Annotated in this window: 24 protein-coding genes and 1 other RNA gene; 14 read left to right on the top strand and 11 right to left on the bottom strand. The window is 64.5% G+C overall.

What is annotated here, in order from left to right; translation table 11 throughout:
- Positions 1 to 6 precede the first annotated feature (6 nt).
- From AAG793_RS11135 to dapF, 3 genes are read right to left on the bottom strand one after another with little or no spacing between them, the layout of a single operon-like run.
- A complete protein-coding gene (locus tag AAG793_RS11135) occupies positions 7 to 1035 on the bottom strand; it encodes a tyrosine recombinase XerC (RefSeq protein WP_341908202.1) in 1029 nt (342 codons plus the stop codon).
- A gap of 9 nt (positions 1036 to 1044) precedes the next feature.
- Positions 1045 to 1791 (bottom strand): DUF484 family protein, encoded by a 747-nt coding sequence (locus tag AAG793_RS11130; protein ID WP_341908200.1) that lies wholly within the window; start codon positions 1789 to 1791, stop codon positions 1045 to 1047.
- Between the two features lie 41 nt (positions 1792 to 1832).
- On the bottom strand, positions 1833 to 2711 hold the full coding sequence (gene dapF / locus AAG793_RS11125) for a diaminopimelate epimerase (protein WP_341908198.1): 879 nt from the start codon (positions 2709 to 2711) through the stop codon (positions 1833 to 1835).
- Positions 2712 to 3366: 655 nt separating this feature from the next.
- Here dapF and AAG793_RS11120 point away from each other — a divergent pair.
- On the top strand, positions 3367 to 5007 hold the full coding sequence (locus AAG793_RS11120) for an MBL fold metallo-hydrolase (protein ID WP_341908195.1): 1641 nt from the start codon (positions 3367 to 3369) through the stop codon (positions 5005 to 5007).
- 220 nt (positions 5008 to 5227) lie between these two features.
- Positions 5228 to 6100 carry a basic amino acid ABC transporter substrate-binding protein gene (locus AAG793_RS11115; RefSeq protein ID WP_341908192.1) on the top strand — a complete coding sequence of 291 codons (873 nt, stop codon included), beginning with the start codon at positions 5228 to 5230 and terminating at the stop codon, positions 6098 to 6100.
- 93 nt (positions 6101 to 6193) lie between these two features.
- Here the strand turns inward: AAG793_RS11115 and rnpB are convergent.
- An RNA gene (gene rnpB / locus AAG793_RS11110) (RNase P RNA component class A) lies at positions 6194 to 6548 on the bottom strand.
- A 76-nt stretch (positions 6549 to 6624) separates the two neighbouring features.
- Between rnpB and AAG793_RS11105 the strand changes: the two genes are divergently transcribed.
- From AAG793_RS11105 to AAG793_RS11095, 3 genes are read left to right on the top strand one after another with little or no spacing between them, the layout of a single operon-like run.
- Positions 6625 to 8307, top strand: a complete 1683-nt coding sequence (locus tag AAG793_RS11105) for an NAD(P)/FAD-dependent oxidoreductase (RefSeq protein ID WP_341908189.1) — start codon at positions 6625 to 6627, stop codon at positions 8305 to 8307.
- Between the two features lie 45 nt (positions 8308 to 8352).
- Positions 8353 to 8973, top strand: coding sequence for a flavin reductase family protein (locus AAG793_RS11100; protein ID WP_341908186.1), 621 nt, complete (start codon positions 8353 to 8355; stop codon positions 8971 to 8973).
- Positions 8974 to 9017: 44 nt separating this feature from the next.
- A complete protein-coding gene (locus AAG793_RS11095; protein ID WP_341908183.1) occupies positions 9018 to 9758 on the top strand; it encodes a ProQ/FINO family protein in 741 nt (246 codons plus the stop codon).
- A gap of 157 nt (positions 9759 to 9915) precedes the next feature.
- Here the strand turns inward: AAG793_RS11095 and AAG793_RS11090 are convergent, their stop codons facing one another.
- The 3 genes from AAG793_RS11090 to AAG793_RS11080 form a co-directional block, all read right to left on the bottom strand.
- Complete coding sequence (locus tag AAG793_RS11090) at positions 9916 to 10764, bottom strand: fumarylacetoacetate hydrolase family protein (protein WP_341908179.1); 849 nt, start codon at positions 10762 to 10764, stop codon at positions 9916 to 9918.
- 108 nt (positions 10765 to 10872) lie between these two features.
- Positions 10873 to 11619 carry an SDR family NAD(P)-dependent oxidoreductase gene (locus tag AAG793_RS11085; protein WP_341908176.1) on the bottom strand — a complete coding sequence of 249 codons (747 nt, stop codon included), beginning with the start codon at positions 11617 to 11619 and terminating at the stop codon, positions 10873 to 10875.
- Between the two features lie 40 nt (positions 11620 to 11659).
- On the bottom strand, positions 11660 to 12394 hold the full coding sequence (locus AAG793_RS11080) for an SDR family oxidoreductase (protein ID WP_341908173.1): 735 nt from the start codon (positions 12392 to 12394) through the stop codon (positions 11660 to 11662).
- 148 nt (positions 12395 to 12542) lie between these two features.
- Here AAG793_RS11080 and AAG793_RS11075 point away from each other — a divergent pair, with 148 nt between their 5' ends.
- The 9 genes from AAG793_RS11075 to manD all read left to right on the top strand — a co-directional run bounded on the left by AAG793_RS11075 (position 12543) and on the right by manD (position 22488).
- Positions 12543 to 13259 carry a FadR/GntR family transcriptional regulator gene (locus AAG793_RS11075; RefSeq protein WP_341908169.1) on the top strand — a complete coding sequence of 239 codons (717 nt, stop codon included), beginning with the start codon at positions 12543 to 12545 and terminating at the stop codon, positions 13257 to 13259.
- A gap of 43 nt (positions 13260 to 13302) precedes the next feature.
- Positions 13303 to 14289 (top strand): sialic acid TRAP transporter substrate-binding protein SiaP, encoded by a 987-nt coding sequence (locus AAG793_RS11070; RefSeq protein WP_341908166.1) that lies wholly within the window; start codon positions 13303 to 13305, stop codon positions 14287 to 14289.
- 107 nt (positions 14290 to 14396) lie between these two features.
- Entirely contained in the window at positions 14397 to 14972 is a 576-nt protein-coding gene (locus tag AAG793_RS11065) for a TRAP transporter small permease (protein ID WP_341908163.1), read from the top strand.
- A complete protein-coding gene (locus AAG793_RS11060; protein WP_341908160.1) occupies positions 14973 to 16367 on the top strand; it encodes a TRAP transporter large permease in 1395 nt (464 codons plus the stop codon).
- 37 nt (positions 16368 to 16404) lie between these two features.
- Entirely contained in the window at positions 16405 to 17931 is a 1527-nt protein-coding gene (locus tag AAG793_RS11055) for an altronate dehydratase family protein (RefSeq protein WP_341908157.1), read from the top strand.
- A 20-nt stretch (positions 17932 to 17951) separates the two neighbouring features.
- Positions 17952 to 19022 (top strand): malate/lactate/ureidoglycolate dehydrogenase, encoded by a 1071-nt coding sequence (locus AAG793_RS11050; protein WP_341908155.1) that lies wholly within the window; start codon positions 17952 to 17954, stop codon positions 19020 to 19022.
- A 79-nt stretch (positions 19023 to 19101) separates the two neighbouring features.
- Complete coding sequence (locus tag AAG793_RS11045; protein WP_341908152.1) at positions 19102 to 19863, top strand: SDR family oxidoreductase; 762 nt, start codon at positions 19102 to 19104, stop codon at positions 19861 to 19863.
- A complete protein-coding gene (locus tag AAG793_RS11040) occupies positions 19856 to 21271 on the top strand; it encodes a mannitol dehydrogenase family protein (RefSeq protein WP_341908150.1) in 1416 nt (471 codons plus the stop codon). The genes AAG793_RS11045 and AAG793_RS11040 overlap by 8 nt, the downstream gene beginning before the upstream one ends.
- 5 nt (positions 21272 to 21276) lie before the next feature.
- The gene (gene manD, locus AAG793_RS11035; RefSeq protein WP_341908147.1) at positions 21277 to 22488 is read left to right on the top strand and encodes a D-mannonate dehydratase ManD; all 1212 of its coding nucleotides are present in this window, start codon (positions 21277 to 21279) and stop codon (positions 22486 to 22488) included.
- Positions 22489 to 22574: 86 nt separating this feature from the next.
- Here the strand turns inward: manD and slmA are convergent, their stop codons facing one another.
- The 4 genes from slmA to argB form a co-directional block, all read right to left on the bottom strand.
- Complete coding sequence (slmA, locus tag AAG793_RS11030; RefSeq protein WP_341908145.1) at positions 22575 to 23213, bottom strand: nucleoid occlusion factor SlmA; 639 nt, start codon at positions 23211 to 23213, stop codon at positions 22575 to 22577.
- Positions 23214 to 23386: 173 nt separating this feature from the next.
- A complete protein-coding gene (locus AAG793_RS11025) occupies positions 23387 to 24814 on the bottom strand; it encodes an ATP-binding protein (protein ID WP_341908139.1) in 1428 nt (475 codons plus the stop codon).
- A 129-nt stretch (positions 24815 to 24943) separates the two neighbouring features.
- Positions 24944 to 25672, bottom strand: coding sequence for a response regulator transcription factor (locus AAG793_RS11020; protein ID WP_341908137.1), 729 nt, complete (start codon positions 25670 to 25672; stop codon positions 24944 to 24946).
- Between the two features lie 181 nt (positions 25673 to 25853).
- Positions 25854 to 26762, bottom strand: coding sequence for an acetylglutamate kinase (gene argB, locus AAG793_RS11015; RefSeq protein ID WP_341908134.1), 909 nt, complete (start codon positions 26760 to 26762; stop codon positions 25854 to 25856).
- Between the last annotated feature and the right edge of the window lie 56 nt (positions 26763 to 26818).

The following is a 26818-nucleotide window of genomic DNA, read 5'->3' as shown; positions in this document are numbered from 1 at the left end:
GAGTAGCTAGTGTGGCTTGACCGCGCCGGGCCCGGCAGCAGGCACCTCGTCCGCCGGCGATTTGGCATTTTTGACCACCGCACGCGGATGGGCGGCGTCATACACCCGCGCCAGATGCTGGAAATCCAGCCGCGTATAGACCTGTGTGGTGGTGATGTTGGCGTGCCCGAGCAGCTCCTGCACCGCGCGCAGGTCACCACTGGACTGCAGGACATGGCTGGCAAAGGAATGCCGCAGCATATGCGGATGCACCGGCGTCGCGAGGCCAGCGCGCAGCGAACGCTGCTTGAGCCGCACCCGGACATGCTGGGGGGTGAGCCGGTTTCCGCGCTGGTTGATGAAGAGCGGCTGTTCGTCTTCCGCAGTGATTGCCACGGCGGTCCTGGCCCAGTCAGCGCGCAGGGCCAGCCAGCGCTGCAGCGCCTGCAGGGCCGCACGGCCGACCGGCACACTGCGCCGCTTGGAGCCCTTGCCCAGCACATGTGCTTCTGCGGCATCGAGGTCAACCCAGCCCCGCGCCTGCCGGCTGGCCTGCACGTCCAGCCCCACGAGTTCGCCGATGCGCAGGCCGCATCCGTAAAGCAATTCGGTGATGCACTGGTCGCGCGCCTCCAGATGAGGGTCGGCGCCTTCGCTCCGGTCCTGGTAGTCGGCCAGTTGCACCGCCTCTTCCACGCCCAGCGCCTTGGGCAGGGGTTTGGCCGCCTTGGGGGCGCGCACGTCCTGAACCGGGTTGCCGCGAATCAGGCCCTCGCGGCCCAGCCAGGTGTAAAACCCGCGCCAGCCCGACAGTACCAGCGCAATGCCCCGGCCGCTGCGGCCTGTACTGTGCATCTGGGCGACCCACCGGCGGACATGCGTGTTCTGTACATCGACAAGGGCAACACCCGCCTGACCGGCGCTGGCCTCCAGCTTCTGCAGGTCCAGCGTGTACAGCTCCACGGTGCGCGCAGCCAGCCGCTTTTCGACCCGCACGTGTTCGAGGTAACGCTCCACCAGCGGGTGGCGCTCAACGAACTCCGGCGATGGCGCCATGGCTGTTGGTCAGGTGGCGGCCGGGTCCAGCGTGCCAGCCGGTGGCGTTGCCCCGCCGGTGTTGGGCCGTGTGGTGCCCTGCGAGCGCAGGCGCGACAGGGCCGCGCCAGCCAGCTCACCCAGGCGTTCCAGAAAGTCAGTGCCCATGCCGCTCTGGAAGCGCTCGGCATCGGGTGAGGCCAGCACCATCAGCCCGACCACCGGCTCACCGACCGCCGCGCGGATGGGAATCAGCGCCAGCGAGAGGGCCGCGTCTGGCTCGGGCAGCCAGTTCACTGCCTCGAAACCGGAGTTCACGCCGCAATAAGGCGTGGTCAGCGAGGTCGCAAAAATCTTCGCGTCTTCACTCACGCCGATGGCAAAGGCCTCGTCAGAAAAGATGCCGTTCACGCCCCAGACCTTGATGGCCGCCTGCGGGATCTGGAAGTCGCTGACGATGCCGTCGGCAATCACGCCTGGCAGATCGCGGGCATGGGCCACCTGCAGCAAGCGGCGCGTCCAGCGCTGCATCTTGTCGGCAATCAGCACGTTGTCCTGGCCGTGGCGGATCATGTCGACCACGCGCGTTTCCAGTCCCTTGATCTTCTCGCGCAGCATGCCCGCCTGGCGCTCCTGCAGGCTCACGGCGCGGGTACCGTGCCCGCTGGAGAGTTGCACCGTGGCCAGCAGCTCGGCGTGGCGCTCAAAAAAATCCGGCGTGTTCGCCAGAAAGTTCGCGATGTCGTCTTCGGTGATGGGGTGTTCGGTTGGAGTCATCCCGGCATTGTCGCCACTTTTTCAGCCTGCGCAAAGCACGCTCAGATTCCGTCAGGAACCTCGATCTCCGCCTCAAACACGGTGGTGGCAGGGCCGGTCATCATCACCGCAGCATCGAGTGCGCCGGGCCACTCGATGGTCAGTGGCCCGCCACGCGTGAGCACCTCGACACGGCTGTCGAGCCATCCCCAGCGAATGCCGGCAACCACCGCTGCACAGGCGCCAGTGCCGCAAGCCAGCGTCTCGCCCGCGCCGCGCTCGTACACCCGCAGACGAATCTGCGAGCGCGAGACCACCTGCATGAAGCCCGCGTTGACGCGCCGCGGAAAGCGCACATGGTTCTCAATCAGCGGGCCGAGCTGCAGCACAGGTGCGGTATCGACATCGTCCACCCGCTGCACCGCATGCGGATTGCCCATCGACAGCGCGCCCATCCACACGGTGGTGGTACCAGCGGGTAACTCCAGTGCCAACGGCCACTTCTGCCACGAAGCCTCTGCCTGAGGCGCCAGGCCCGCAGCGTCAAACGGAATGCGCGGCAGCTCAAACACCGGCGCTCCCATGTCCACCGTGACACGGCCATCGGCCTGCATGCGCGGCTCAATCACGCCGCTGAGCGTCTTCACCCGCACCACGTCCTTGCGGGTCAGCCTCTTTTCACGGACAAAACGCACAAAGCACCGCGCGCCATTGCCACACTGCTCCACCTCGCCGCCATCGGCGTTGTGAATAACGTACTCGAAATCAATGCCCTCTTCCGGCGACGGACGCACGGTCAGTATCTGGTCGGCGCCCACACCGAAGTGTCGGTTGGCGAGAAAGCGGTACTGCGCAGCGCTGAGGTTCAGGCGACTGCGGGTTTCGTCGAGTACAACGAAGTCGTTTCCGGCGCCTTGCATTTTGGTGAAGGGGATTCGCATAGAGGGGATTATCGGTTGGGGCGGGTTTGGGGTTGGTTGTTTGGTGAGACCTGAGGCCGGGGTGGCCCGGCAGCCAGTCACTTTCTTTTGCTTCGCCAAAAGAAAGTAACCCAAGAAAAGGCGACCCTGGTGCCTGCGTCCCCTACGCTACGCTGCGGGGCAACCTACGGTGCTCGGTCCAGTCGGGGTCTGGCTAAACTCGCCTTCGGCTCAGACAACGCCAGCCCTGATCCGCCTGAACCTGCGCTCCTCGGCGCATTCACAAGGGGGTGGAGGCAGGAAGAGAGAAGACAAACACCTAAATACCGAACCCGACAAGGACACGCCATGGCGTGTCCTTGTCTGTATTGGTTTTGGGTGTTGGGGCATCCGCACCCGCTTGCCCCGTGTGGCTGGGCCGAGCAGCGCAGATGGAGGCGGGATCAGGGCCGCAGTTGTTTGAGCCGTAGGCGAGTTCTGCGGACCCCCGCCGGAGTCGAGCAGCGCAGGTTGCCCGTAGCGCAGCGAAGGAACCCAGACTTCGGGTCGCCTTCTCTTTGCTTACTTTCTCTTGGCGAAGCAAGAGAAAGTGAGTCGCCCGCCGGGGCGAGTCCCGGCTCCGAAACCCAAATCAAACACCGAGTCTAGAACCACCCCCAAAGCCATAATCCCAAAGATGCCCCGCCCTTCCCAACTCCTCTACCCCCAACGCCCCCCCGCCCCACTCCGCCACGCAGCCACCGTCCTGCTGCTGCGCGACGCGCCACAAGGCATTGAAGTGCTGATGACGCGGCGCTCCATGACGGCGAGTTTTGCGCCGGGGGCCTATGTCTTCCCCGGTGGCGGCATCGACGCAGCCGACAGCCTGTCGCACAGCCAGTCGACCCGACGCGCAGCGCAGAGCGATCTGCACCTGACGCAGGCCATCGCCGCCATCCGCGAAAGCTTTGAGGAACTGGGTGTGCTGCTGGCGTGCCGTGCAGATGGCAGCCACGCCACCACCGCAGACATTGAGGCGCTGGACCGCCAGGCGCCGTTCACCGCGCAATGTCAGGGGCATGGCCTGACCCTGGCCGGCGCCGAGGTGTTCACGCTGGCCCACTGGATCACCGACCGCGACCTGCCGCGCCGTTTTGACGTGCCCTTCCTGGTGGCCCGCATGCCCGAAGGCCAGACGCCGGTGGCGGACGAATCGGAGCAGTTCGAGCCGCTGTGGGTGCGTCCGGCGGATGCGCTGGAGCGGCACGCCGCAGGCCAGTTCTTCATCATCTTTCCCACCATTCGTACGCTGGAGCGCCTGCGCCACTTCACCACGGTCGATGCGGTGCTGCAGGCCTGCGCTGCCACCGAGGAGCCACTGTGGACCTCCTGTCCGCGCGCCGGATGGCTGGAAGGCCGCGAAGCCCGCTACATGGAGACGGACGCGCCCTACGGTGAGCTGGCCCTGACCTGCCCGGACGGCCAGATCGTCCACACGCTGGACTGGCAGACCACGCAGCCGGTGGCGCTGCTGAAAAACCTGATGCGCCTGACCGCGCCCAACCCGGGCGTGATGACCGGACCGGGCACCAACAGCTATGTGGTGGGCGACCCGGACACTGGCTACATCGTGATCGATCCGGGCCCGGCCGACGCCGACCACCTGCAGCGCCTGCGGCGCGCCGCGGGCGGCGACATCCGCATGATTGTGTGCACCCACTCTCACCCCGACCACTCGCCCGGCGCCGGTCCGCTGCAGGCACTGTGCAACCCCACGCCGCCCATTCTGGGCCTGCCTTCCGCCGCCACGGCGCGAGCCGCCAGCGCCTTCAAGCCCGACCGCTCGCTCGCCCACGGGGAGCTGCTGACCCTGAAGAGCACTAGCCCCTCTACGGGTATCACCCACACACTGAAGGTGCTGCACACCCCCGGTCACGCCGCCAACCACCTGTGCCTGGCGCTGCTGGAGGACGGGCTGCTTTTCAGCGGTGACCACATCCTCAACGGCAGCACCACGGTGATTGACCCACCGGACGGCGACATGAATGCCTACCTGGAGTCGCTGGACCTGCTGAGCGCGGCTTGTGCCGAGCACCAGATTGAATTCATCGCGCCGGCGCATGGCCATGTGCTGGGCGATGCGCCGCTGGCGATTGCCCGGCTGAAGGCGCACCGCCTGCAGCGCGAAGCCAAAATCGTGGCGGTGATGCAGGCACAGCCCGAGGGCTCACTGGACGATTGGATTGCCCACGCCTACGACGATGTGGACCCGCGCATTTGGCCGGTGGCCAAGCGCTCGCTGCTGGCCCATGTGGAGCGGATTCGCAGCATGGGTTGAGCAGCGTGGGCTGATCGGCGGGTTATCGCGCACCAACATGGCACACCAGCCCCGGGCACGATCCTCGCTTGCCTTCGCCTGGTTGGAGCCGCCGCCCAAGAGCGAAAGCAGAGACCGGCGGTTATACTTTTTTGTTCGCGGGCGACCCGCCCAAACGATGCCGGTCACGACCCTGACCGGGACAGTTTTCCCCTTCTTCACATACCCCAAAGAGGATTTCATGCAAGCGATCACGACACGACGTTTCCTGCACACCGCCAGCGCACTGCTGGTCGGCGTGGTTCTGGCAGCCTGCAGCAAGCAGGAGCCGCCTGCACCGGCAGCCGCTGCGCCAGCCGCCCCGGCACCTGCGCCCGCTGCCAAGGTCTATGTGGTCGGTACGGACGCCGCCTACGCGCCTTTCGAGTCACAGAACGAAAAAGGCGAAATCGTCGGTTTCGACATTGACGTGGTCAAGGCTGTGGCGGCCAAGGCCGGCATTGAAGTCAAGTTCGTCAACACGCCGTGGGAAGGCATCTTCAACACGCTCAACCAGGGCGACCGTGACCTGCTGGTGTCGGCCATCACCATCACCGACGAGCGCAAGCAGACGATGGATTTTTCCACCCCTTACTTCGATGCGCAGCAGCTGATCGCCGTGAAGGCCGACTCCAAGATCGCCAAGCTGGCTGACCTGAAGAAGCTCAAGGTGGGCGTGCAGAACGGCACCACCGGCGACGAAGTCGTCACCAAGCTGCAGGGCAAGGACAGCGCCAACATCAAGCGCTTTGAGTCCACCCCGCTGGCACTGAAAGAACTCGAAAGCGGCGGCGTCGATGCCGTGGTGGCCGACAACGGCGTGGTGGTGCACTACGTCGCCAACAACAGCGGCTCCAAGTTCAAGACTGTCAGCGACTCCAGCTTCGCTGCCGAGCAGTACGGTCTGGCCGTTAAGAAGGGCAACACCGAGCTGCTGGCCAAGCTGGACAAGGGCCTGGCCGACATCAAGGCCGACGGCACCTATGACAAGATTTACGCCCAGTACTTCGGCGCGGCACCCGCAGCGGCCGCGGCTGCTGCACCAGCGCCGGCTGCACCGGCTCCAGCCAAGTAAAACCTTCGACATCGGCCTTCGATATCGCCAGCCCTCAAAGGCCGGCACAAAAAAGCCCCGCTCAGCGATGAACGGGGCTTTTTTTTGGAATAAGTGTGAAGCCTGCCGATAAGCCGGATTCTGTGCACACCCTGCCTTGCGACAGGATGCGTGACCGCCATTAATCTGGGCCGGGGGTCGCCCACCCGGCTCAATGCTACCTACCCGCCAGCTCTGCGGAGCCACATCAACACTGGCCTACTTGGTATTGCTGCGCGTAGAGATTGCCCGTTTCACCCGGACTGAACCGGCTCGTCTCTGTTGCTCTGATCCTCACCTCACGGTGGAGAGGTGTTACCTCCTACGCTGTCCTGTGCAGTCCGGACGTTCCTCCAGTGCGTGGTTTCCCACACAGCAACTTGCGTTGCTGCCTCTTGCGAGTTGCACCAGCGGCGGTCTGGCTGACTTCACCCCTGCATTATCCGCCACGCCCCCGATTTGCCACACCCTCTAAAATGCAGGCTGCTTGATCACCACGAGCCCCCATGATTCGCCTGACTGAACTGAAGCTTCCGCTCGACCATGCGGAAGACGGCCTGCTCACCCTCGCCGCGCGCACGCTGGCCATCGCGCCTGCAGCGATTGCCCACCTGCACATCCACAAACGCAGCTTCGACGCCCGCAAGGCCGAGCTGATGAAGGTGTATATCGTCGATGTCACGCTGGCCGATGGACAGGACGAAGCCGCGCTCCTAGCGCGCCACGCCGGCAATCCACACATACTCCCCACACCCGACATGGCCTACCACCCGGTCGGCCAGGCGCCAGCGCATCTGCCGCTGCGCCCGGTGGTGGTCGGCTTTGGCCCCTGCGGCATTTTTGCGGCGCTGGTGCTGGCGCAAATGGGCTTCAAGCCCATCGTGCTGGAACGCGGCAAAACCGTGCGCCAGCGCACCAAGGACACCTGGGGTCTGTGGCGCAAGAATGTGCTGAACCCGGAATCGAACGTGCAGTTCGGCGAAGGCGGCGCGGGCACGTTTTCTGACGGCAAGCTCTACAGCCAGATCAAGGACCCGCGCCACTTGGGCCGCAAGGTAATGAACGAGTTCGTCAAGGCCGGGGCCCCGGCAGACATCCTTTACGAAGCGCATCCCCACATTGGCACCTTCAAGCTGGTGAAGGTGGTGGAGAACATGCGCGAGCAGATCGTCGCACTGGGCGGCGAGATCCGCTTCGAGCAGCGCGTGACGGATGTACTGATCGAGCGCGGACACAGAGGCCAGCACCTGCGCGGCCTCACCGTGCTGGACCAGGCGACCGGCCAGAGCCATGAGCTGCGCGCTGACCATGTGGTGATGGCGCTGGGCCACAGCTCGCGGGACACCTTTGCCATGCTGCATGCGCGTGGCGTGCACATCGAAGCCAAACCGTTTTCCATCGGTTTTCGCATCGAGCACCCTCAAGGCCTGATTGACCGCGCCCGCTGGGGGCGCCACGCCGGCCACCCGGCCCTGGGCGCTGCCGAATACAAACTGGTCCACCACGCCAGCAATGGCCGCTCGGTCTACAGCTTCTGCATGTGCCCCGGTGGCACCGTGGTGGCTGCGACGTCTGAACCCGGCCGCGTGGTCACCAACGGCATGAGCCAGTACTCGCGCAACGAGCGCAACGCCAACGCAGGCATCGTGGTGGGCATTGACCCGAGCGATTACCCCACAGGCAACTCCGGCGATGGCCGCGCGAACCCGCTGGCCGGCATTGACCTGCAGCGCCAACTGGAATCACACGCCTATGTGCTGGGCGGCAGCACTTACGAGGCACCTGGCCAGCTGGTCGGTGATTTCGTGGCGGGGCGGCCATCCACCGCGCTGGGCAGCGTCATCCCCTCTTACAAACCCGGCGTGGCCATCGGCGACCTGTCGTCCGCGCTGCCCGGCTACGCCATAGAAGCCATGCGTGAAGCCTTACCGGTCTTCGGCAAGAAGATCAAGGGCTTTGACATGCACGACGCCGTGCTGACCGGCGTGGAAACGCGCACCTCCTCGCCCATCAAGATCACGCGTGGCGACGATCTGCAGAGCGTGAACGTCAGCGGTCTCTACCCGGCTGGCGAAGGCGCGAGCTACGCTGGCGGCATCCTGTCGGCTGGCGTGGATGGCATCAAGGTGGCCGAAGCCGTGGCGCGGCAGATACTCGGTGCATCAGTGCAGCAACGGGCTGCGGCCTGATTGCCACTGCTCGCCGTCCTCTCCGATACGACCGAAAGACACACCGTGCCCCATGACTTCCACTATTACGAGCCAGCGCAAGGGCACGGGCTGCCGCATGACCCGTTCAATGCCATCGTCGGGCCCCGGCCCATCGGATGGATCTCGTCGCAGAACGCCGCAGGCCACCTCAACCTCGCGCCCTACAGCTTTTTCAACGCCTTCAACTACACGCCACCACTGATCGGCTTTTCCAGTATCGGCGCCAAGGACAGCCTGCACAACATCCGCGAAACTGGGGAATTCTGCTGGAACCTCACCACCCGGCCCTTGGCAGAAGCCATGAACCAGTCCTGTGCCAGCGTGGCGCCAGAGGTCGATGAGTTTCAACTTTCAGGCATGACGCCGGTCGCATCCACCCGCGTTGCGCCGCCCCGCGTGCTGGAAAGCCCCGTGTCGTTCGAGTGCAAGCTCACGCAGATCCTGCAACTGCAGGGCGTCGACGGCGTGCCAGTGCCGACCTGGATGGTGTTTGGCGAGGTGGTGGCCGTGCACATTGCGCGGCACCTGCTCAAAAATGGTATTTACGACACTGCTGCGGCCCAGCCTGTGCTGCGCGGCGGCGGGCCCGCTGATTATTTCGAGGTGAAAGCCGAGAGCCTATTCCACATGTTCAGGCCCCGCTGAACCCACCGCGTTTCATCGCATCTCACCCCGGATACACCCACCTCATGACAGAACCCACTTCAACCGCTGAAACCACTGCTCCGGCCGACAGTTCACCCACTCGTCCACCCAAAGGCAATGACAGGCGCCAACGCAGGGGGCAACCCACCGTAAAAGCCGCATCAGCGAAGCGCCCGCCGCGCGAGGTGCATCCCGTGCTGCAAAAGCTGTTCGAGCTGTACCCCGGCCTCTTCGGCGCACGCTTTCTGCCGCTCAAGCTGGGCGTGTTCCAGGAGCTGCTGGCCCTGCACCCCGACGCCTTCAAGCGCGACGATCTCAAGGTCGCGCTCGGGCTGCACGCACGATCCACCCGCTACCTCGAAAGCGTGGCAGCCGGCCACCCACGGCATGACCTGCAGGGTCAGCCCGTCGAGCCCGTGGCACCAGAGCACGTGCACCACGCCATCGTGGAGCTGTTCCGCCGCCGCCAGGGCCGCACCAAAGACGATCTGCGCCCCGAGTTCTGCGCCCGCATTGTCAAGGCCATCGAAGCCTCAGGCCTCGGCAAGGAAGACTACGCCGAACGGGTACGCACGCAGGACGACACCGCCAACGCCCTGCTCGACGCAGCCCTAACCGAACTTGCCGCCCAAACCGCCAAGCGCGAAGCCCTGATGCGCGCATTCGAAGCCAGTGGGAAAACCGAGGCCGAGTTTGCCGACATGTACGGCATGAGCTTCAATGAAGTCAGCCATGCGCTGGCGCGGGTTCGGGCGAGTCGCGAGCAGTTAACGCCCACACACTGAATGGCGTTCTCAAAAGGATACGACCAGCTTGCGCAATTGAAAACGCCCCAGGTCTTGCGTGGGGCGCCCTTGATGGACCACGCAAGATTCGCCACGACCGTGTCGTCGGTGTCAACCCTCTACGAAGATTGCAAGGACGGTTGACCTGCAGGCGCCCTCAAAGCTTGAACGGCACCACCACCTGCTGCTGCTCACCCAAGCCTTCGATACCGACGGTCATCCTGTCGCCCTTTTTCAGGTAGAGCGGCGGCTTCATGCCCATGCCCACGCCCGGTGGGGTGCCGGTGGTGATCACATCGCCTGGCTCCAGCGTCATGAACTGGCTCACGTAGCTGATGATTTTGGCGACGCCGAAAATCATGGTCTTGGTGGAGCCCTTCTGCACGCGCTGGCCATTGAGGTCCAGCCACATCTGCAGCTTCTGGGGGTTGGGCACTTCGTCGCGCGTCACCAGCCAGGGGCCGATGGGGCCAAACGTGTCGCAGCCCTTGCCCTTGTCCCAGGTGCCGCCGCGCTCGATCTGGTATTCGCGTTCGCTGACGTCGTTGATAGTGCAGTAGCCAGCGACATGGTTCAGCGCGTCTTTCTGCGACACATAGCGTGCACGCGTGCCGATCACCACACCCAGTTCCACCTCCCAGTCGGTCTTGACCGAGCCTTTGGGCAGCATGACCGGGTCATTCGGTCCCTGGATACAGGTGGTGGCCTTGAGGAAGACGATGGGCTCTTTGGGAATCGGTAGGCCGGACTCGGCCGCATGGTCTGCAAAATTGAGACCAATGGCGATGAATTTGCCCACGCCGGTGACCGGGCAACCCATGCGGGGCGAACCTTTGACCAGCGGCAGCTTGTCGGTCTTGAGCTTGCGCAGCTTGGCCAGCGCGGCATCACCCAGCTGGCCGGGGCCGATGTCGGCAATCACGCCGCTCAGGTCGCGCAGTTTGCCGTCTGCGTCAATGAGGCCCGGCTTTTCCTTGCCGGGGTTGCCATAGCGAACGAGTTTCATGGAGTCTCCTTTTTTCAGTTCGAAATCAGTGAATGTGACGTAACCAAAGTGTCGTTGAAAAAGCGGGGTCGATCAGTGACCGAAAGCGACAAGCTGGTTTTCAGTTTTTCAGTAAGTGGCGCGGCCGCCCGAGAGGTCAAACACCGCGCCGGTAGAAAAGGCGCACTCCTCGCTGCACAGCCAGGCCACCATCGCGGCAATCTCGTCGGGTTCGCCAAAACGCCCCATCGGAATTTTCGACAGCATGAACTGGATGTGCTCAGGCGTCATCTGGTCGAACATCGCCGTCTTCACTGCAGCTGGTGTGACGCAGTTCACCCGGATGCCGGTTGCCGCCAGCTCCTTACCCAGCGACTTGGTGAGTGCAATCACCGCCGCCTTGCTGGCGCTGTAGGCGCTGGCATTGGGGTTGCCCTCTTTGCCGGCCACCGAGGCGATGTTGACCACACGGCCGTAGTTGTTCTGCTGCATCACAGGCACCACCTCGCGGCAGACATGGAAGGTGCCGTTGAGGTTGACCTGCATCACCTGCTCCCACGCAGGCACCGGGTAGGTGGCGAGCGGGCCGTTGGGGCCGGTGATGCCGGCGGAGTTGACGAGCACATCGACCACAGGCCGCGCCGCCACGGTCTGCTGGACCGCAGCCACCACGCTGGCATGCACGGCCACGTCGACCAGCACGCCGCGCACGGCGGTACCCAGGGATTTGATGACCGCAGTCATGGCCTGCTCATCGCGGTCCCAGACCGTCACGGTGGCGCCCGATGCGATCAGGCGCTGGGTGATGGCCAGGCCCAGGCCCGAGGCGCCGCCGGTCACCACGGCATGCTGGCTGGCAAGATCGAGCTGGTTCATGACGTAGCCTTCAGCCACAACGATCTGCTGCAGCCGCGCGTCATATGGTCATGCCCCCGTCGATACTGTAAGCCTGCCCAGTGACGAAGGCCGCCTCGTCGCTGGCCAGAAACACCACCAGCGGTGCGATCTCGTGCGCCTGCGCCAGCCGGCCCATGGGCTGGCGGGCGATGAAATTCTTGCGGGCCTCCACCGGATCGGCATTGGCATTGATGCGGTCGGCCAGTGAAGGTGTGTCTACCGTGCCGGGGCAGATGGCGTTGCAGCGTACGCCCTGCCCCACGTAATCGGCCGCCACGCTTTTGGTGAGGCCAATCACTGCCGCCTTGGTAGTGCCATAGACAAAACGGTTGGGCAGCCCCTTCAGGCTGCTGCAGACACTGGCCATGTTGATGATGCTGCCGCCCTGGTTCTTCAACATGCCCGGCAGCACCGCCTGAATGGCCCAGAACTGGGCCCGCACATTGAGCTGAAAGGCAAACTCCAGATCGGCATCGCTAGCCTGCAGCAGGCTGCCGTTGTGGACCACACCGGCGCAGTTGAACAGGATGTCGATGCGGGGAATGCCCGCCACCACGCGGTTGATGGCGGCCTTGTCGAGCACGTCCAGCGGCACCGCACGGACGCCCGGCACGCCGTCGTAGCCGTCCAGCAGCTTCGGATTGACGTCGGTTGCCCAGACTTCAGCGCCTTCCGCGGCGAGCGCCAGCGCCGTGGCACGGCCAATGCCCTGGCCGGCCGCCGTGACCAGGGCCACCTTTCCTTTGAGTCTCATTTCAGCTCCACAGGGTTTTGCTTAACAGGGTTTTGCCGGATGTCATCGCCCGGCTTTCATGGAATTATGAATTGGTCTGACCACTTGTCCAATTCAGGCTAACCCTTAACACTGTTTCCGCTCGCTCCGCCTGCCTCAAACGCCTTCCATGCCCCTTCAGACCGTCGAACCCCAGCGCCTCTACCGGCAGATTGCCGAGCAGCTGCGCACGCTGATTGCCTCGGGTGAATTCCCCGAGGGCACGCGCCTGCCGGCCGAGCGGGACCTGGCCAAGCAGCTGGGCGTGAGCCGCCCTTCGGTGCGCGAAGCGCTGATTGCGCTGGAGGTCGAGGGCGCCATCGACGTGCGTACCGGCTCCGGCATCTACGTGATGAAGCCGCGCCGCAAAAGCGCGTCGGCCACACCCGCCTATGAGCCCGCCGAATGGGGACCGCTGGAGCTGATGCGCGCCCGCGAGCTGGTCGAGGGCGAAGTGGCCGCCCTCGCCGCCCGTCACGCCAAGCGTGCGCACATCAACGCCATGGCCAGCGCGATCGAACAGATGAAGGACGAGGCCGCCAGCGGCATCGCACCGCGCGAAGGCGACGAGGCCTTTCACCAGGCGATTGCGCTGGGCTGCGGCAACGAAGTGCTGCGCGACACCGTCCAGGGCTACTGGCAGGCGCGCCGCGGCACGCTGTTCGAGCGCCTCGGCGACTATTTCGAAAACCCTCCCTCATGGAAGGCTGCGCTCGTTGAGCACGCCGCCGTGCTGGAGGCCATCCGCGCCCACGACCCGGTCGCTGCTCGCAGTGCGATGCACGAGCACCTGAAGAAAGCCTGCAACCGTTACAGCGCGAGCTGGCGCCGCGCCAACAGTTCCTGATCCCGCCAGCAATTGACAACCAACCACCCAAGGAGACATCACCATGAAAAAGCGTTCCTCTTTACGTCTGATCGCCGCCTGCGCGCTGCTCGCCAGCAGCCTGGGCCATTTCGGCCTGGCGCAGGCACAGACCAAGCTCAAGTGGGCCCACGTGTACGAGGTTTCCGAGCCGTACCACAAGTGGTCGGTCTGGGCCGGTGAAGAGATCAAGAAACGCACCAGCGGCCGCTACGACATCCAGGTGTTTCCAGCCTCCACGCTGGGCAAGGAAAGCGACATCAACCAGGGCCTGCAGCTGGGCACGGTGGACATCATCATTTCGGGCGCCTCGTTTGCCGCACGCAGCTTTCCGCGCATCGGCGTGGGCTACTACCCCTACACCTTCCGCGACTCCGACCACCTGCTGAAGTACGCCAAGAGCGACGTGTTCAAGGAGCTGGCCGACGGCTACAAGCAGAAGACCGGCATCCAGACCGTGGCCGTCACTTACTACGGCGCACGGCATTCCACCAGCAACAAGGCCTTCAAGAACTGCGACGAGATGAAGGGCCTGAAGATGCGGGTGCCTGATGTACCTGCATACATGGCGCTGCCGCGCGCCTGCGGTGCCAACCCCACACCGATCGCGTTTGCCGAGGTCTATCTGGCACTGCAGAACGGCACTGTCGACGCCCAGGAGAACCCGCTGCCAACCATTGAGGCCAAGAAATTCTTCGAGGTGCAGAAGAACATCATCCTGACCGGCCACATCCTCGACTCGCTGGTCACACAAGTGGGTCCTCACGTGTGGAACAAGCTCAGTGACGCCGACAAGAAAACCTTCACCGACGTGATGCAGGAGGCGGCCGCCAACGCCACCGCCGACATCAAGAAGCGCGAAGGCGAACTGGTCGATGAGTTCAAGAAGAAGGGTATCAACATGATCACCGTGAACCGCGACGAGTTCCGTGAGCGCATCGTCAAGGCCGTGGACATGGCCTCGATGGGCTATGACAAGAAGGACTGGGACCGTATCCAGGCCATCAAGTGATGCCCGGCAGGCGTTTCGGCACCTGAGCCGGATCGCCTGCAGCCACTCACCCGCCCCTGCCCGCAAGGGGCGGGCCTTCCAGCCGACTGCCCTTACCTCCCATCACCATGACTCCGATTCCTGACATTGACGCCCTGCCCAAGGTCATGGGCGAAGACGGCGAGTTCCACGCAACCGACGAAGCGGTCGACCTGTCGGGTACACCTGTCGAGGCATGGGCAGCGCTGCTGTTTTTCTGGGCCCTGGGCCTGACGGTTTTCTACCAGTTCTTCACCCGCTATGTGATGAACGACTCCGCCGCATGGACGGAAGAGATCGCGCGCTACCTGCTGATCGCCACCGTGTTTGTCGGTGCGGCGATTGGCGTGGCCAAGAACAACCACATCCAGGTGGATTTTTTCTACCGCTTCATGCCGCCCTGGCTGGGCCGGGCCATGGCCCTGCTCACTGACGTGCTGCGCATCGCCTTTCTGGCAGGGGCCGTCGGGCTTACGTGGCAAATGATGGACAAGATGGGCAACTACAAGATGACCATCGTCGACCTGCCGATGAACCTGGTGTACGGCGTCTGCCTGGTGGGTTTTGCCGCGATGTGCGTGCGCTCCATCTGGGTCATGCGGGTGCATGTCAAGCGCGGCTACAGCGTGCTCGAACGCCCTGAATCCACCATCGAGGACCGCTAAATGCTGAAGATTGTTTTCCTGTTCCTGATGAGCGGCGGCCTGCCGGTGGCCATGGCCATGGCGGGCGCCTCGCTGCTGTACATCCTGTTCACGCAGAGCTCGCCGCCGTTTGTGGTGATTCACCGCATGGTCAGCGGCATCGACAGCTTTCCGTTGCTGGCTGTCCCCTTCTTCATCCTCGCCGGCAACCTGATGAACAACGCCGGCATCACCAACCGCATCTACAACTACGCGCTGGCGCTGGTGGGCTGGATGAAAGGCGGGCTGGGCCATGTCAATGTGGTCGGCTCGGTGGTGTTTGCGGGCATGAGCGGCACCGCCATTGCCGACGCGGCGGGCCTCGGCACCATCGAGATCAAGGCCATGAAGGACCATGGCTACAGCACGGAGTTTGCAGTTGGCGTGACGGCCGCGTCGGCCACGCTGGGGCCCATCATTCCGCCCAGCCTGCCCTTTGTGATTTACGGCATGATGGCCAACGTCAGCGTTGGCGCGCTCTTTCTGGCGGGCATTCTGCCGGGCGTCATGATGGCGCTGCTGATGATGCTGACAGTCGCCTACTTCGCCCACAAGAACGGCTGGGGCGCAGACGTCAAGTTCGACTGGCGCCGCCTGAGCAAGGCACTGATCGAAACCGCTGTGGTCATCGGCTGGCCGCTGCTGCTGTGGGTGCTGATCAGCAAGCTGGGTTTTCCGCCACAGATCACCGTGGCGGTTGCACTGGTGGTGCTGTTCGCTGCTGACAAGGCCTTCAACTTCCAGGCCGTGCTGCCCATCATGACGCCGGTGCTGCTGATCGGCGGCATGACCACTGGCATCTTCACGCCCACCGAGGGCGCGATCGCGGCCTGCGTCTGGTCGCTGATTCTCGGCTTCGCGTGGTACCGCACGCTGACCTTCCGCAGTTTCGTCAAGGTCTGCCTCGACACCGTGGAAACCACCGCCACCGTGCTGTTCATTGTGGCTGCTGCATCGATCTTCGGCTGGATGCTCACCGCTACTGGCGTGACCACCGACATTGCCAACTGGGTCCTGGGCTTCACCAAGGAGGCATGGGTCTTCCTGCTTTTGGCCAACCTGCTGATGCTGTTTGTCGGCTGCTTTCTGGAGCCGACCGCCGCCATCACGATTCTGGTGCCCATCCTGGTGCCGATTGCGGTTCAGCTGGGCGTGGATCCGGTCCACTTCGGACTGGTCATGGTGCTCAATTTGATGATCGGCCTGCTGCACCCGCCCATGGGTATGGTGCTGTTTGTTCTGGCGCGCGTGGCCAAGCTGTCGGTCGAGCGCACCACGATTGCCATCCTGCCCTGGCTGTTCCCGCTGCTGGGCAGTCTGATCGTCATCACCTACTTCCCCAAGCTGGTGCTGTGGCTGCCCAAGATGTTTTATTGAAATGTTCCCGTGAACTGCTGACCGAAGAGAAATCCAGATGACGCCATTCATTCGCCTGCACCCCCTTGACGATGTCCTGATTGCCCGCCAGCAGCTGGTGGGCGGCACCGTCGTCGACGGTGTGACCGTCAAAGGCCTGATCCCTGCGGGCCACAAGGTCGCCACCCATGCCATTGCGGCGGGTGAGGCGGTCCGCCGCTACAACCAGATCATCGGCTTTGCCAGCAAGGCCATTGCCGCGGGTGAGCACATCCATGTCCACAACCTCGACATGGGGCCGGACAAGGGCAGCTTTGAGCGCGACTACGCCTTTGGCGCCGACGTGAAGCCCGCCGCGCCAAAGCGCGAGGCCACCTTCATGGGCATCAAGCGGGCCGACGGGCGGGTGGCCACGCGCAATTACATCGGTATCCTGTCCAGCGTCAACTGCTCGGCCACGGCCGCGCGGGCGATTGCCGACCACTTCTCGCGCCAGACCCATCCCGAGGCGCTGAGCGATTTCCCGAACGTCGATGGCGTGGTGGCGCTGACGCATGGCACCGGCTGCGGCATGGACACCGAAGGGATGGGCATGCAGATTCTGGAGCGTACGCTCGCTGGCTACGCCACCCATGCCAACTTCGCTGGTGTGCTGGTTGTGGGCCTGGGCTGCGAGGCCAACCAGATCAACGCCTGGCTCGCACACAGCGCGCTGCGCGAGGGTGACAACTTCCGCGTCTTCAACATCCAGGACACCGGCGGCACGCGCAAGACAGTGGACAAGGGCATCGCCCTGATCCGCGAGATGCTGCCGCGCGCCAACGCCGTCAAGCGCGAACCCTGCAGTGCCTCGCACATCACCATCGGCCTGCAGTGCGGCGGCTCTGACGGTTACTCGGGCATCAGCGCCAACCCGGCACTCGGCGCCGCGGTGGACATGCTGGTGGCGCACGGCGGTACCGCCATCCTCAGCGAAACGCCCGAGATCTATGGCGCCGAGCACCTGCTGACACGCCGCGCCGTGCAGCCCGCCATCGCAGAAAAACTGATTTCCCGCATCAAGTGGTGGGAGCACTACACCGCCATCAACGGCGGCGAGATGAACAACAACCCCTCGCCCGGCAACAAGGCGGGCGGGTTGACGACCATTCTTGAAAAGTCACTCGGCGCCGTCGCCAAAGGTGGCACGAGCAATCTGGAAGCGGTGTACGAATACGCCGAACCGGTGACGGCACACGGCTTTGTCTACATGGACACGCCGGGCTACGACCCGGTCAGCGCCACCGGCCAGGTCGCAGGCGGTGCCAACCTGATCTGCTTCACCACCGGCCGCGGCAGTGCCTACGGCTGTGCGCCCTCGCCGTCGCTCAAGCTGTCCACCAACTCGGCGCTGTGGCGCAAGCAGGAAGACGACATGGACATCAACTGCGGCGAGATCATCGACGGCAGTGCCTCGGTGCAGGAGATGGGGCAACGGATCTTTGATCTGGTGCTGGCCACCGCCTCCGGCGAGCAGAGCAAGAGTGAGAAACACGGCTACGGGCAGAACGAGTTTGTGCCCTGGCAGGTCGGCGCAGTCATGTAGGCCCTGCAGCGATTGCATTCATGAGCCACACCGTTCCCGCCGCGCACTTGCGCGCTCACGTCGCTGCCGTCCTGCGGGCTGCTGGCAGTGCCGCCGACGAAGCTGAAACTGTCGCCACCAATCTGGTCCTTGCCAATCTCAGCGGCCATGACTCACATGGCGTGGGCATGCTGCCGCGCTATGTCGATGCGGTGCTGGAGGGCGGCCTCCAACCCAACACAGGCGTGACGGTGGTGCTCGACACTGGCGTACTGCTCACGCTTGACGGCCAGCGCGGCTACGGCCAAGTGGTGGGCAAGCAGGCCATGGCGCTGGGCATCGCGCGCGCCAAGGCGCATGGCAGCTGCATCATGACGCTGGCCAACGCGCACCACTTGGGCCGCATCGGCCACTTTGCCGAGATGGCTGTGGCCGAAGGACTGGTGTCACTGCATTTCGTGAATGTGCTGTCGCGGCCGGTGGTGGCGCCCTTTGGTGGCGCCGATGGACGCTATGGCACCAACCCCTGCTGCATTGGCATTCCACTAGCGGGAAGTGGTGATTTCATTTTGGACTTCGCCACCAGCCTGGCGGCACAGGGAAAAATGCGTGTCGCCCACAACGAAGGGCGGCGTGTGGCGCCGGGCATCCTGATTGACGAGCAGGGGCAGCCGACCACCGACCCGGGCGTGGTGGTGGTCCCCCAAGGCAACGGCCTGTTCGGCGCGCTGCTGGCGTTTGGCGAGCACAAGGGCTACGGCCTGGCGGTGGCCTGCGAGCTGCTGGGCGGCGCCCTGACCGGCAGCGGCACCTGGCACAGGCCGACCGACCCGAACGTTCGCGCGGTCGTCAACGGCATGCTGACCATCCTGATTTCGCCGGCGCACCTCGGCACCCAGGCCTCGTCGTTCGAAGCGGAAGCCGTTGCATTCGTCGACTGGCTCAAAGCCGGGCCTGTCGCTTCGGGCTTTGACGCCGTGCAGATCGCCGGCGACCCGGAGCGTGCCGCACGCGTGCAGCGTGAGGCGGACGGCATCACGCTGGACGAACGGACCTGGCAGGAAATCGTCGCCAGCGGCCACAAGGTCGGCGTGAGCCTGCCTGACCAGTGACCACTACGTCATCAGTCAAGTTGCACCAAAACACTTCAGCCGAATACCTCATCGAACCACCTCATCGAGCCCAATTCACATGGCCTTCAACACCCTGCATCCTCCCATCCGCGACCAGGTTGCACTCGTCACTGGTGCCAACGCCGGCATGGGTCTGGCCACCACACGCGCCCTGCTCGAAGCCGGCTACCGCGTGGCTGCCACAGACCTGCAAACCACGCAGGTCGCCAACGCACTGGCATCGTACGGTGACCGGCTGGCCTGCTTCACGATGGATGTGAGCGACCAGGCCCAGGTGCATGCCGCCTGCGATGCCATAGAAGCACGCTTTGGCCGCATCGACGTGTGTGTGAACAATGCCGGCTTTCTGCAGTACGCCAATTGCGAGCAGACCACGCCCGAGCTGTGGCACAAGACGCTGCGCATCAACCTCGACGGGGTGTTCTACGTGAGCCAGCGCGTCGCCCCGGGCATGAAGTCGCGCGGTTTTGGCCGCATCGTCAATGTGTCGTCCTACGGCGCGAAGACCGGCGGCCTCTCTCCCCTTCCAGCCTATGCCGCCAGCAAGGGCGGCGTGACCTCGCTGACCTTCAGCTTTGCGCGCGAGTACGCCCCTTTCGGTGTGACCTGCAACGCGGTGGCACCCACCTTCGTCAAGACCCAGATGCTGACCGAGCAGGTCAGCGCCGAGCGGCAGGCCGAGCTGCGCCTGAAGATTCCGGTGGGCCGCTTCTGCGAGCTGGAAGAGTTCGCCCACTGCGTGCTGTTTCTCGCGCACCCGATGAGTGGCTTCATCACCGGCGAGGTGCTGGACCTCAACGGAGGCCTGCAGTTTGACTGACCCCACCCTGCTCACCCCGCACGTACTGCCCGCCCTTGCGGCGCGCGGCATCACCGTGCCCGGCTATCTGCGTACCAGCTCGCCCGGTGTGGTGCACCTGGGCCTGGGCGCCTTCCATCGGGCCCACCAGGCGCTGGTGTTCGACACCCTGCTGCAGCGCGGCGATGCGCGCTGGGGTGTGCTCGGCGTGGCCATGCGCAGCACGCAGTTGGCCGATACCCTGGCCGCACAGGATGGTCTTTACGCGGTACAGATCGCCAGCCATGCGGGCGTGCACTGGCAGGTTGGCGGCGCCCTGTGGCACACCTGCGTGGCCGCCCGTGAGCCCGGGCAGGTGGTCGAGGCGCTGGCAGCACCCACCACCCGCTGGGTCACGCTGACCGTCACCGAGAAAGGCTATGGCCCTGCGCTGGCCAGTTTGCTGGTGCAAGGCCTGGCGGCGCGCCATTCAGCCGGACTGCCGGGGCTGACCATCGCCTCCTGCGACAACCTGTCGCACAACGGGCGCAAGCTGCAGGCACTGTGTGCCGATACGGCAGAAGCCGAAAGCCCTGCGCTGGCCCAGTGGATTCGCAGCGCCTGTGCGTTTCCCAACAGCATGGTGGACCGCATCGTTCCCGCTGCAACAGACAAGCGCCTTGCCGCCGCCACGCAGGCACTGGGCGTGGCCGACCACGCCGCACTGGGCACCGAGGCCTTCTGGGAATGGGTCATCGAGCGGCGCTTTGTCGACCCTTCCGATGGCGAGGTGCTGGCCGCTGCCGGCGTCACAGTGGTGGATGACATCGCGCCGTTTGAAGAAGCCAAGCTGCGCATGCTCAACGGCAGCCACACCGCCATGGCCTGCATCGGTGCCGTGGCCGGCTTGCCAGTGATCAGCGACTGCATCGCGCAGCCAGCGGTGCACCACTTTGTTCATGGCCTGATGACACACGAGGTCGGCCCGCAACTGAGCCGCCCCGACTGGGCCAGCTACCGCGATGCGCTGCTGGCCCGATTTGCCAACCCCGAGCTGCAGCACAGCGTGCACCAGATCGCCACCGACAGCTCACAAAAAATCCCGCAGCGCTGGCCACCGTCGGTAGCGGGTGCGCTGCGTGCCGGCCACACCGTGGAGCGGCTGGCCTTTGCGGCTGCAGCCTGGATGCGCTACCTGCGCGGCAGCGACGAGCAGGGACGCCCTTACGCGATGAACGACCCGATGTCTAGCACGCTGCATGCGCTGGCCATCGCACATGCCGGTGATGCGGCGGCGACGGTGCAGACTCTGGGAACGCTGCCAGCGATCTGGGGCGAAGCGCTGCCGCACAACGACCCGTGGCTGGCACGCGTCAGTCATTGGCTGGCACAGATCAACCAGCACGGCATGCTGGCCGCGCTCGAACTCCTTTCCACCCACAAGGTCTGACTCCCATGAAAATCACCAGCGCCCGCGTCATCGTCTGCAGCCCTGGCCGCAATTTCGTCACCCTCAAGATCGAGACCGATGAGGGCCTCACCGGCATCGGCGACGCCACGCTCAACGGTCGCGAACTCGCGGTGGTGAGCTACCTCACCGAGCATGTGATTCCCTGCCTGATCGGGCGCGACGCCCACCAGATCGAGGACATCTGGCAGTACCTTTACAAGGGCGCTTACTGGCGGCGCGGACCGGTCACCATGAGCGCCATTGCGGCGGTGGACACGGCGCTGTGGGACATCAAGGCCAAGGCAGCCAATCTGCCGCTGTACCAGCTGCTCGGCGGGCGCAGCCGCACTGGCGTGATGGTGTACGGCCACGCCAACGGCAAGGACATCGCGCAGACGGTGGACGAGGTGCTGCGCTACAAGGAAATGGGCTACCAGGCGATACGCGCGCAGAGCGGCATCCCCGGGCTGGACAAGGTCTACGGCGTGGGCAAGGGCACGCTGTTTTATGAACCCGCCGATGCCGACCTGCCCAGCGAGCACGATTGGAGCTCTGAAAAATACCTGCTGCACACGCCCCGACTGTTCGACGCGGTGCGGCAGGCCGTGGGCTCGGATATCCACCTGCTGCACGACGTGCACCACCGGCTCACCCCGATTGAAGCCGCCCGGCTGGGCAAATCACTGGAGCCCTACCACCTGTTCTGGATCGAAGATGCCACGCCGGCAGAAAACCAGGAGGCCTTCCGGCTGATCCGCCAGCACACCACCACGCCGCTAGCAGTGGGAGAGATCTTCAATACGCTGTGGGACTGCAAGGACCTGATCCAGAACCAGCTGATCGACTACATCCGCGCCACAGTCGTGCACGCTGGCGGCATCACGCACCTGCGGCGCATTGCCGACTTTGCCGCGATGTACCAGGTGCGCACCGGTTGCCACGGCGCCACCGATCTTTCGCCGGTGTGCATGGGCGCGGCACTGCACTTCGACACCTGGGTGCCCAACTTCGGCGTGCAGGAGTACATGCGCCACACCGAAGCCACCGACGAGGTCTTCCCCCACGCCTACAGCTTCAACAAAGGCTTCATGTACTGCGGTGACGCTGTGGGCCACGGGGTGGACATCGACGAAAAGCTGGCCGCCAAGTACCCGTACCAGCGCGCGTACCTGCCGGTGAACCGGCTGGCGCATGACGGTACCTTGTGGAACTGGTGAGGAGGTTCACTCCTATCGGACGCGCACTTCGTGTCGCGCCTTTTCCCCTTCCAGTGGACGCTACACGCAGTGAGCGTCAGCAGGGGTCAACACAAGATATTCAGACTGGCTTCCAGGTGCTCTGAGGGCATGCGCTTGAAGCCCGAGCGGGCAAAGCGCTGCAGGCGGCCGACCATGAAGGCGACGATGACTGAGGCGCGCACCTGGGCATCGACTGTGGGTGTGGCGGCACCGCCGGCGGCCGCTGCATCGCGCAGGCTTTGCTTGAGGCTGGACTCCAGTTTGTCGAAGAACTGGTTCATGCGCTCCTGCAGGCGGTCGTTCTCGAACACCAGCGCGTCGCCGACCATCACGCGTGTCATGCCGGGGTTTTTCTCGGCGAACTGCAGCACCATCACCACCAGCTTGCGGGTGCGCTGCAGGTGATCCGTCTCGCGCTCGCCAATCTGGTTGACGAGAGTGAACACGCTCTGCTCAATGAACTCAATCAGGCCCTCGAACATCTGCGCCTTGCTGGCGAAGTGGCGGTAGAGGGCGGCTTCGCTCACTTCCAGCCGCGCCGCCAGCGCCGAAGTGGTGATGCGCTCGGCGCCGGGCTGCTCCAGCATGGTGGCCAGCGCCTGCAGGATCTGCACCCGGCGCTCGCCCGGCTTGGGGCGTTTGCGCGTGGCCGGCTCGGCGGCTGCGGGCGAGGTCAGTTCAGATTCAGACGCTGGATCGGACATAGGCGCAAAGGTCCTTGAAGGGAAAGAACTCAGGCAGGACGGGCAGAAGAAACCAAACGGAACACTGTTTCAAAAAGCCGATCCTCGTTGCAAATGATTCTCTCACAGCCCGGCGACGGCCCGAGAGGCGGCAGCATGGGGTTTACGGCGATGGCGCTCGCCGTAAAAGGCCCTCAGACCAGCTGCAAACGCACCTTCAGACCGGAACGCCGGGCGGTCTGCTCGCCCTCTGTGGCCGGTCGGGCGTCGCCCAGTTCCAGCTGCGAGCGGTGCAGGCGCGCAATCTCGTCGGCAATGGCCAGCCCCAGGCCATTGCCCTCCTCTTGCGTACCCTTGACCCGGTAGAAGCGCTGCACCGCGAGGCTGCGCTCATGCGGGGCGATGCCAGGGCCGTCGTCTTCCACTTCCAGATAGGCGCCAGACTGCTCCACCCCCTGCGCATCAGGACGACTGCAAGGCCCGCAGCGAATGGTGACCGTACCGCCAGTCGGCGTGTATTTGATGGCGTTGTCCACCAGGTTGGAAAGCAGCTCGCGCAGCAGCCATTCGTGGCCTGTGACCTGCGCTGGCTGTGTCTCCAGCCCCAGATCAATGCCCTTCTTCATGGCGGCGTCGAGCTGCGTCGGCAGCACGGATTCACACAGCTCCCGCAAATCCACCCGCTGCATGGGCTGGGCCGAGGTGACCGAGGCATCGGCGCGCGAGAGCGCCAGCAACTGGTTGGCCAGCTGGGAGGTGCGGCGCGTGGCACTGCGCAGCCGCAGCACCTTGTCGGCCGAGAGCGTGACCGCCCCCTCTTTGCCAGAAGCGCGCGCCGCCTGCGCCCATGCCTCCACCTGCGCCTGCAAGCCGGCAAGCGGCGTGCGCAGCTGGTGCGCGGCATCGGCCACAAAGCGACGTTGCCCTTCGGCCTGGTCGTTGACCAGATCGAACAGGCGGTTGAGCGCGGTGACCAGCGGCTGCACCTCGGCCGGCGTGGCGAGCGGATCGATTGCACTCAGGTCGCGCGGGCTGCGGCGCTCGACCGCCTCCTTCAGCTCGATCAGCGGCCGCAATGCCCGGGTCACGGCCCAGTTGAAAGCAAAGCCGGCAGCGATCACCAGAACCAGGTTGGGCAGCAGCACCGTGAGCAGCATGGAGCGCACCCATTGCTGTCGCGGATCGGCGCCATCGGCCAGTTGCAGGATCAGTTCACCCGCGGTCGTCTTGGCGCGCTGGACCACGATGCGGTAGCTAATGCCCCTGTCTTCCACGCTGTGGAACTCCGCATCGAAAGTGGGAGGGAGCACCACCGGTATCCAGGCCTCGCCGGCCACGAAGTTGCCAGCCGCATCCGACACACGAAAGCCGCCGGCATTGGCACGGCCCTTGACGAACTCTTCAATGGCTGGCGCGAGCAGCAGTATCGGCGGAGTCCCCTGCTCGGTCCCCGGGCCCACCACCGAGTCGGCCAGCAGCGGGATCAGGCGCAGCAACTGCTGGTCCTGCTGCAGGGCCACATTGCCAGCGGTCCGGTAATCGAAGTAAGCGCCAAGCACAGCCAGCACACCCATCGGCGCGAGCAGCAGCAGCAGCAATCGGCGCTGGAGGCCGGACTTCATGGCGGCAGGCACCAGCCGGCTGCGGGTGAAACTGTAGGTAAAACGACTGGCGGCAAGCCCTGCGAGGCCCCGCACCGGATCAAGAAGCCCTGAGGCTGCGGACCGTGATGGCCTGCTCATGCCGCCCACTCAGTCAGCGGACGACGTGCCAGGAGAAGCCAGGTTGGCAGCGGCTGCCCCATCGCCACCCGTGCTGACAAGCTCGAGGCGATAGCCAAATCCGCGGATGGAACGAACCGCCACCCCATGGCCTTCCAGCTTGCCACGCAGCCGGGAGATGTAGACCTCGATGGCATTGGGCGTGATTTCCTTGTCCCACCCGGTCATGGCCTGGAGCAGCTTGTCTTTGCTGGCGGGTTTGGGGGCATGCATCAGCAGGTATTCCATCACCGTCCATTCGCGCGGACCCAGCTCGATCAGCTGGCCGTTGGCGCGCGCCTCGCGGTTCGCGGTATCGAGCTCCAGCGCACCAAAGCTCAGGATGGCGCTGGTCGCCGCCTGGGACCGCCGCAGCAAGGCACGCAGACGCGCCAGCAGCTCAGGCAGCTCGAACGGCTTGACCATGTAGTCGTCAGCGCCCAGGTCCAGACCCTGTACCCGGTCCTGCAGCGCGTCGCGTGCAGTGAGGATCAGCACCGGCATGGCGAGGCCGTTGCGGCGCAGACGACGGGTCAGCTCCAGTCCGTCCACCCGGGGCAGACCGATGTCGATGATGGCGGCGTCAAACGCCTCTCCCTTGAGCACCTCTTCAGCACGCTCGGCGCTGCCGACCCAGTCGACCGCGTAGCCGGCGTCACTCAGCCCCAGCTTGATGCCGCTGGCCACCATCACATCGTCTTCAACCAGCAGTAGTCTCATAGGGTTTGAGCATACGGGGTGAGATGAACCGCGTTCATGCGGGATAACACCAGCGCAGGGGCGCCTCAGTCAGCTCAACGACAGCCTGCGAAGTGCTCTTCCCTGCCAGCCACGGCCGCGGAACCGGTTTTTTGCCGGGCCGCCGGTGTAGCTCCCCCCGGGGGACCCAGACCGCGAAGGCTTAATGTGATCGGATCATGGTGCCGTAGGCCTGATCGGTCAGGATCTCCAGCAGCATGGCATGCGGCACCCGACCGTCAATGATATGCACCGAGTTGACGCCACTCTTGGCCGCGTCCAGCGCGCCTTCAATCTTCGGCAGCATGCCGCCCGAGATGGTGCCGTCGGCAAACAGCTCGTCAATCTCGCGGGCGCTGAGGTCGGTGAGCAACTCGCCCTTCTTGTTCAGCACGCCGGGGGTGTTGGTCAGCAGCACCAGCTTTTCCGCCTTGAGCACCGTGGCCAGCTTGCCGGCCACCACGTCGGCGTTGATGTTGTAGCTTTCGTTTTCCGCGCCAAAGCCGATCGGGCTGATGACGGGGATGAAAGCGTCATCCTGCAGCGCCTTGACCACGCTCGGGTCGATGCTGACGATGTCGCCGACAAAGCCGATGTCGTGCTCCTTGGTCGGGTCGTCCTTGTCCAGCATCTTGAGCTTTTGCGCACGGATCAGGCCACCGTCGCGCCCGGTCAGGCCCACCGCCTTGCCGCCAGCCTGGTTGATCAAGCCCACGATGTCCTGCTGCACCTGGCCGGCCAACACCCACTCGACGACCTCCATGGTCTCCTCGTCAGTGACACGCATGCCCTGGATGAAGTGACCCTTCTTGCCCAGCCGGTTCAGCGCCGTCTCGATCTGCGGCCCCCCGCCATGCACCACCACCGGGTTCATGCCAACCAGCTTAAGCAACACCACATCCTCAGCAAAGTCCGCCTGCAAAGCCGGGTCCGTCATGGCGTTGCCGCCATATTTAATGACCATGGTCTTGCCGTGGAACTTGCGGATGTAGGGCAACGCCTGCGCAAGGATCTCGGCCTTGTCGCGGGGGCCTACGTGGGAGAGGTCTGGGTCAGGTATGGGGTGAGTCATCGGGACGGCCTCGCAAAGGTCAACGGACTAGCAATTTTGTTGAATTGTGCCGCAGG

Source organism: Polaromonas sp. YR568, assembly GCF_943372955.1.
GTDB lineage: Bacteria > Pseudomonadota > Gammaproteobacteria > Burkholderiales > Burkholderiaceae_C > Polaromonas.
Note: the sequence above shows the minus strand (reverse complement) of the source record. Positions and strands in the feature narration are given on the sequence as shown.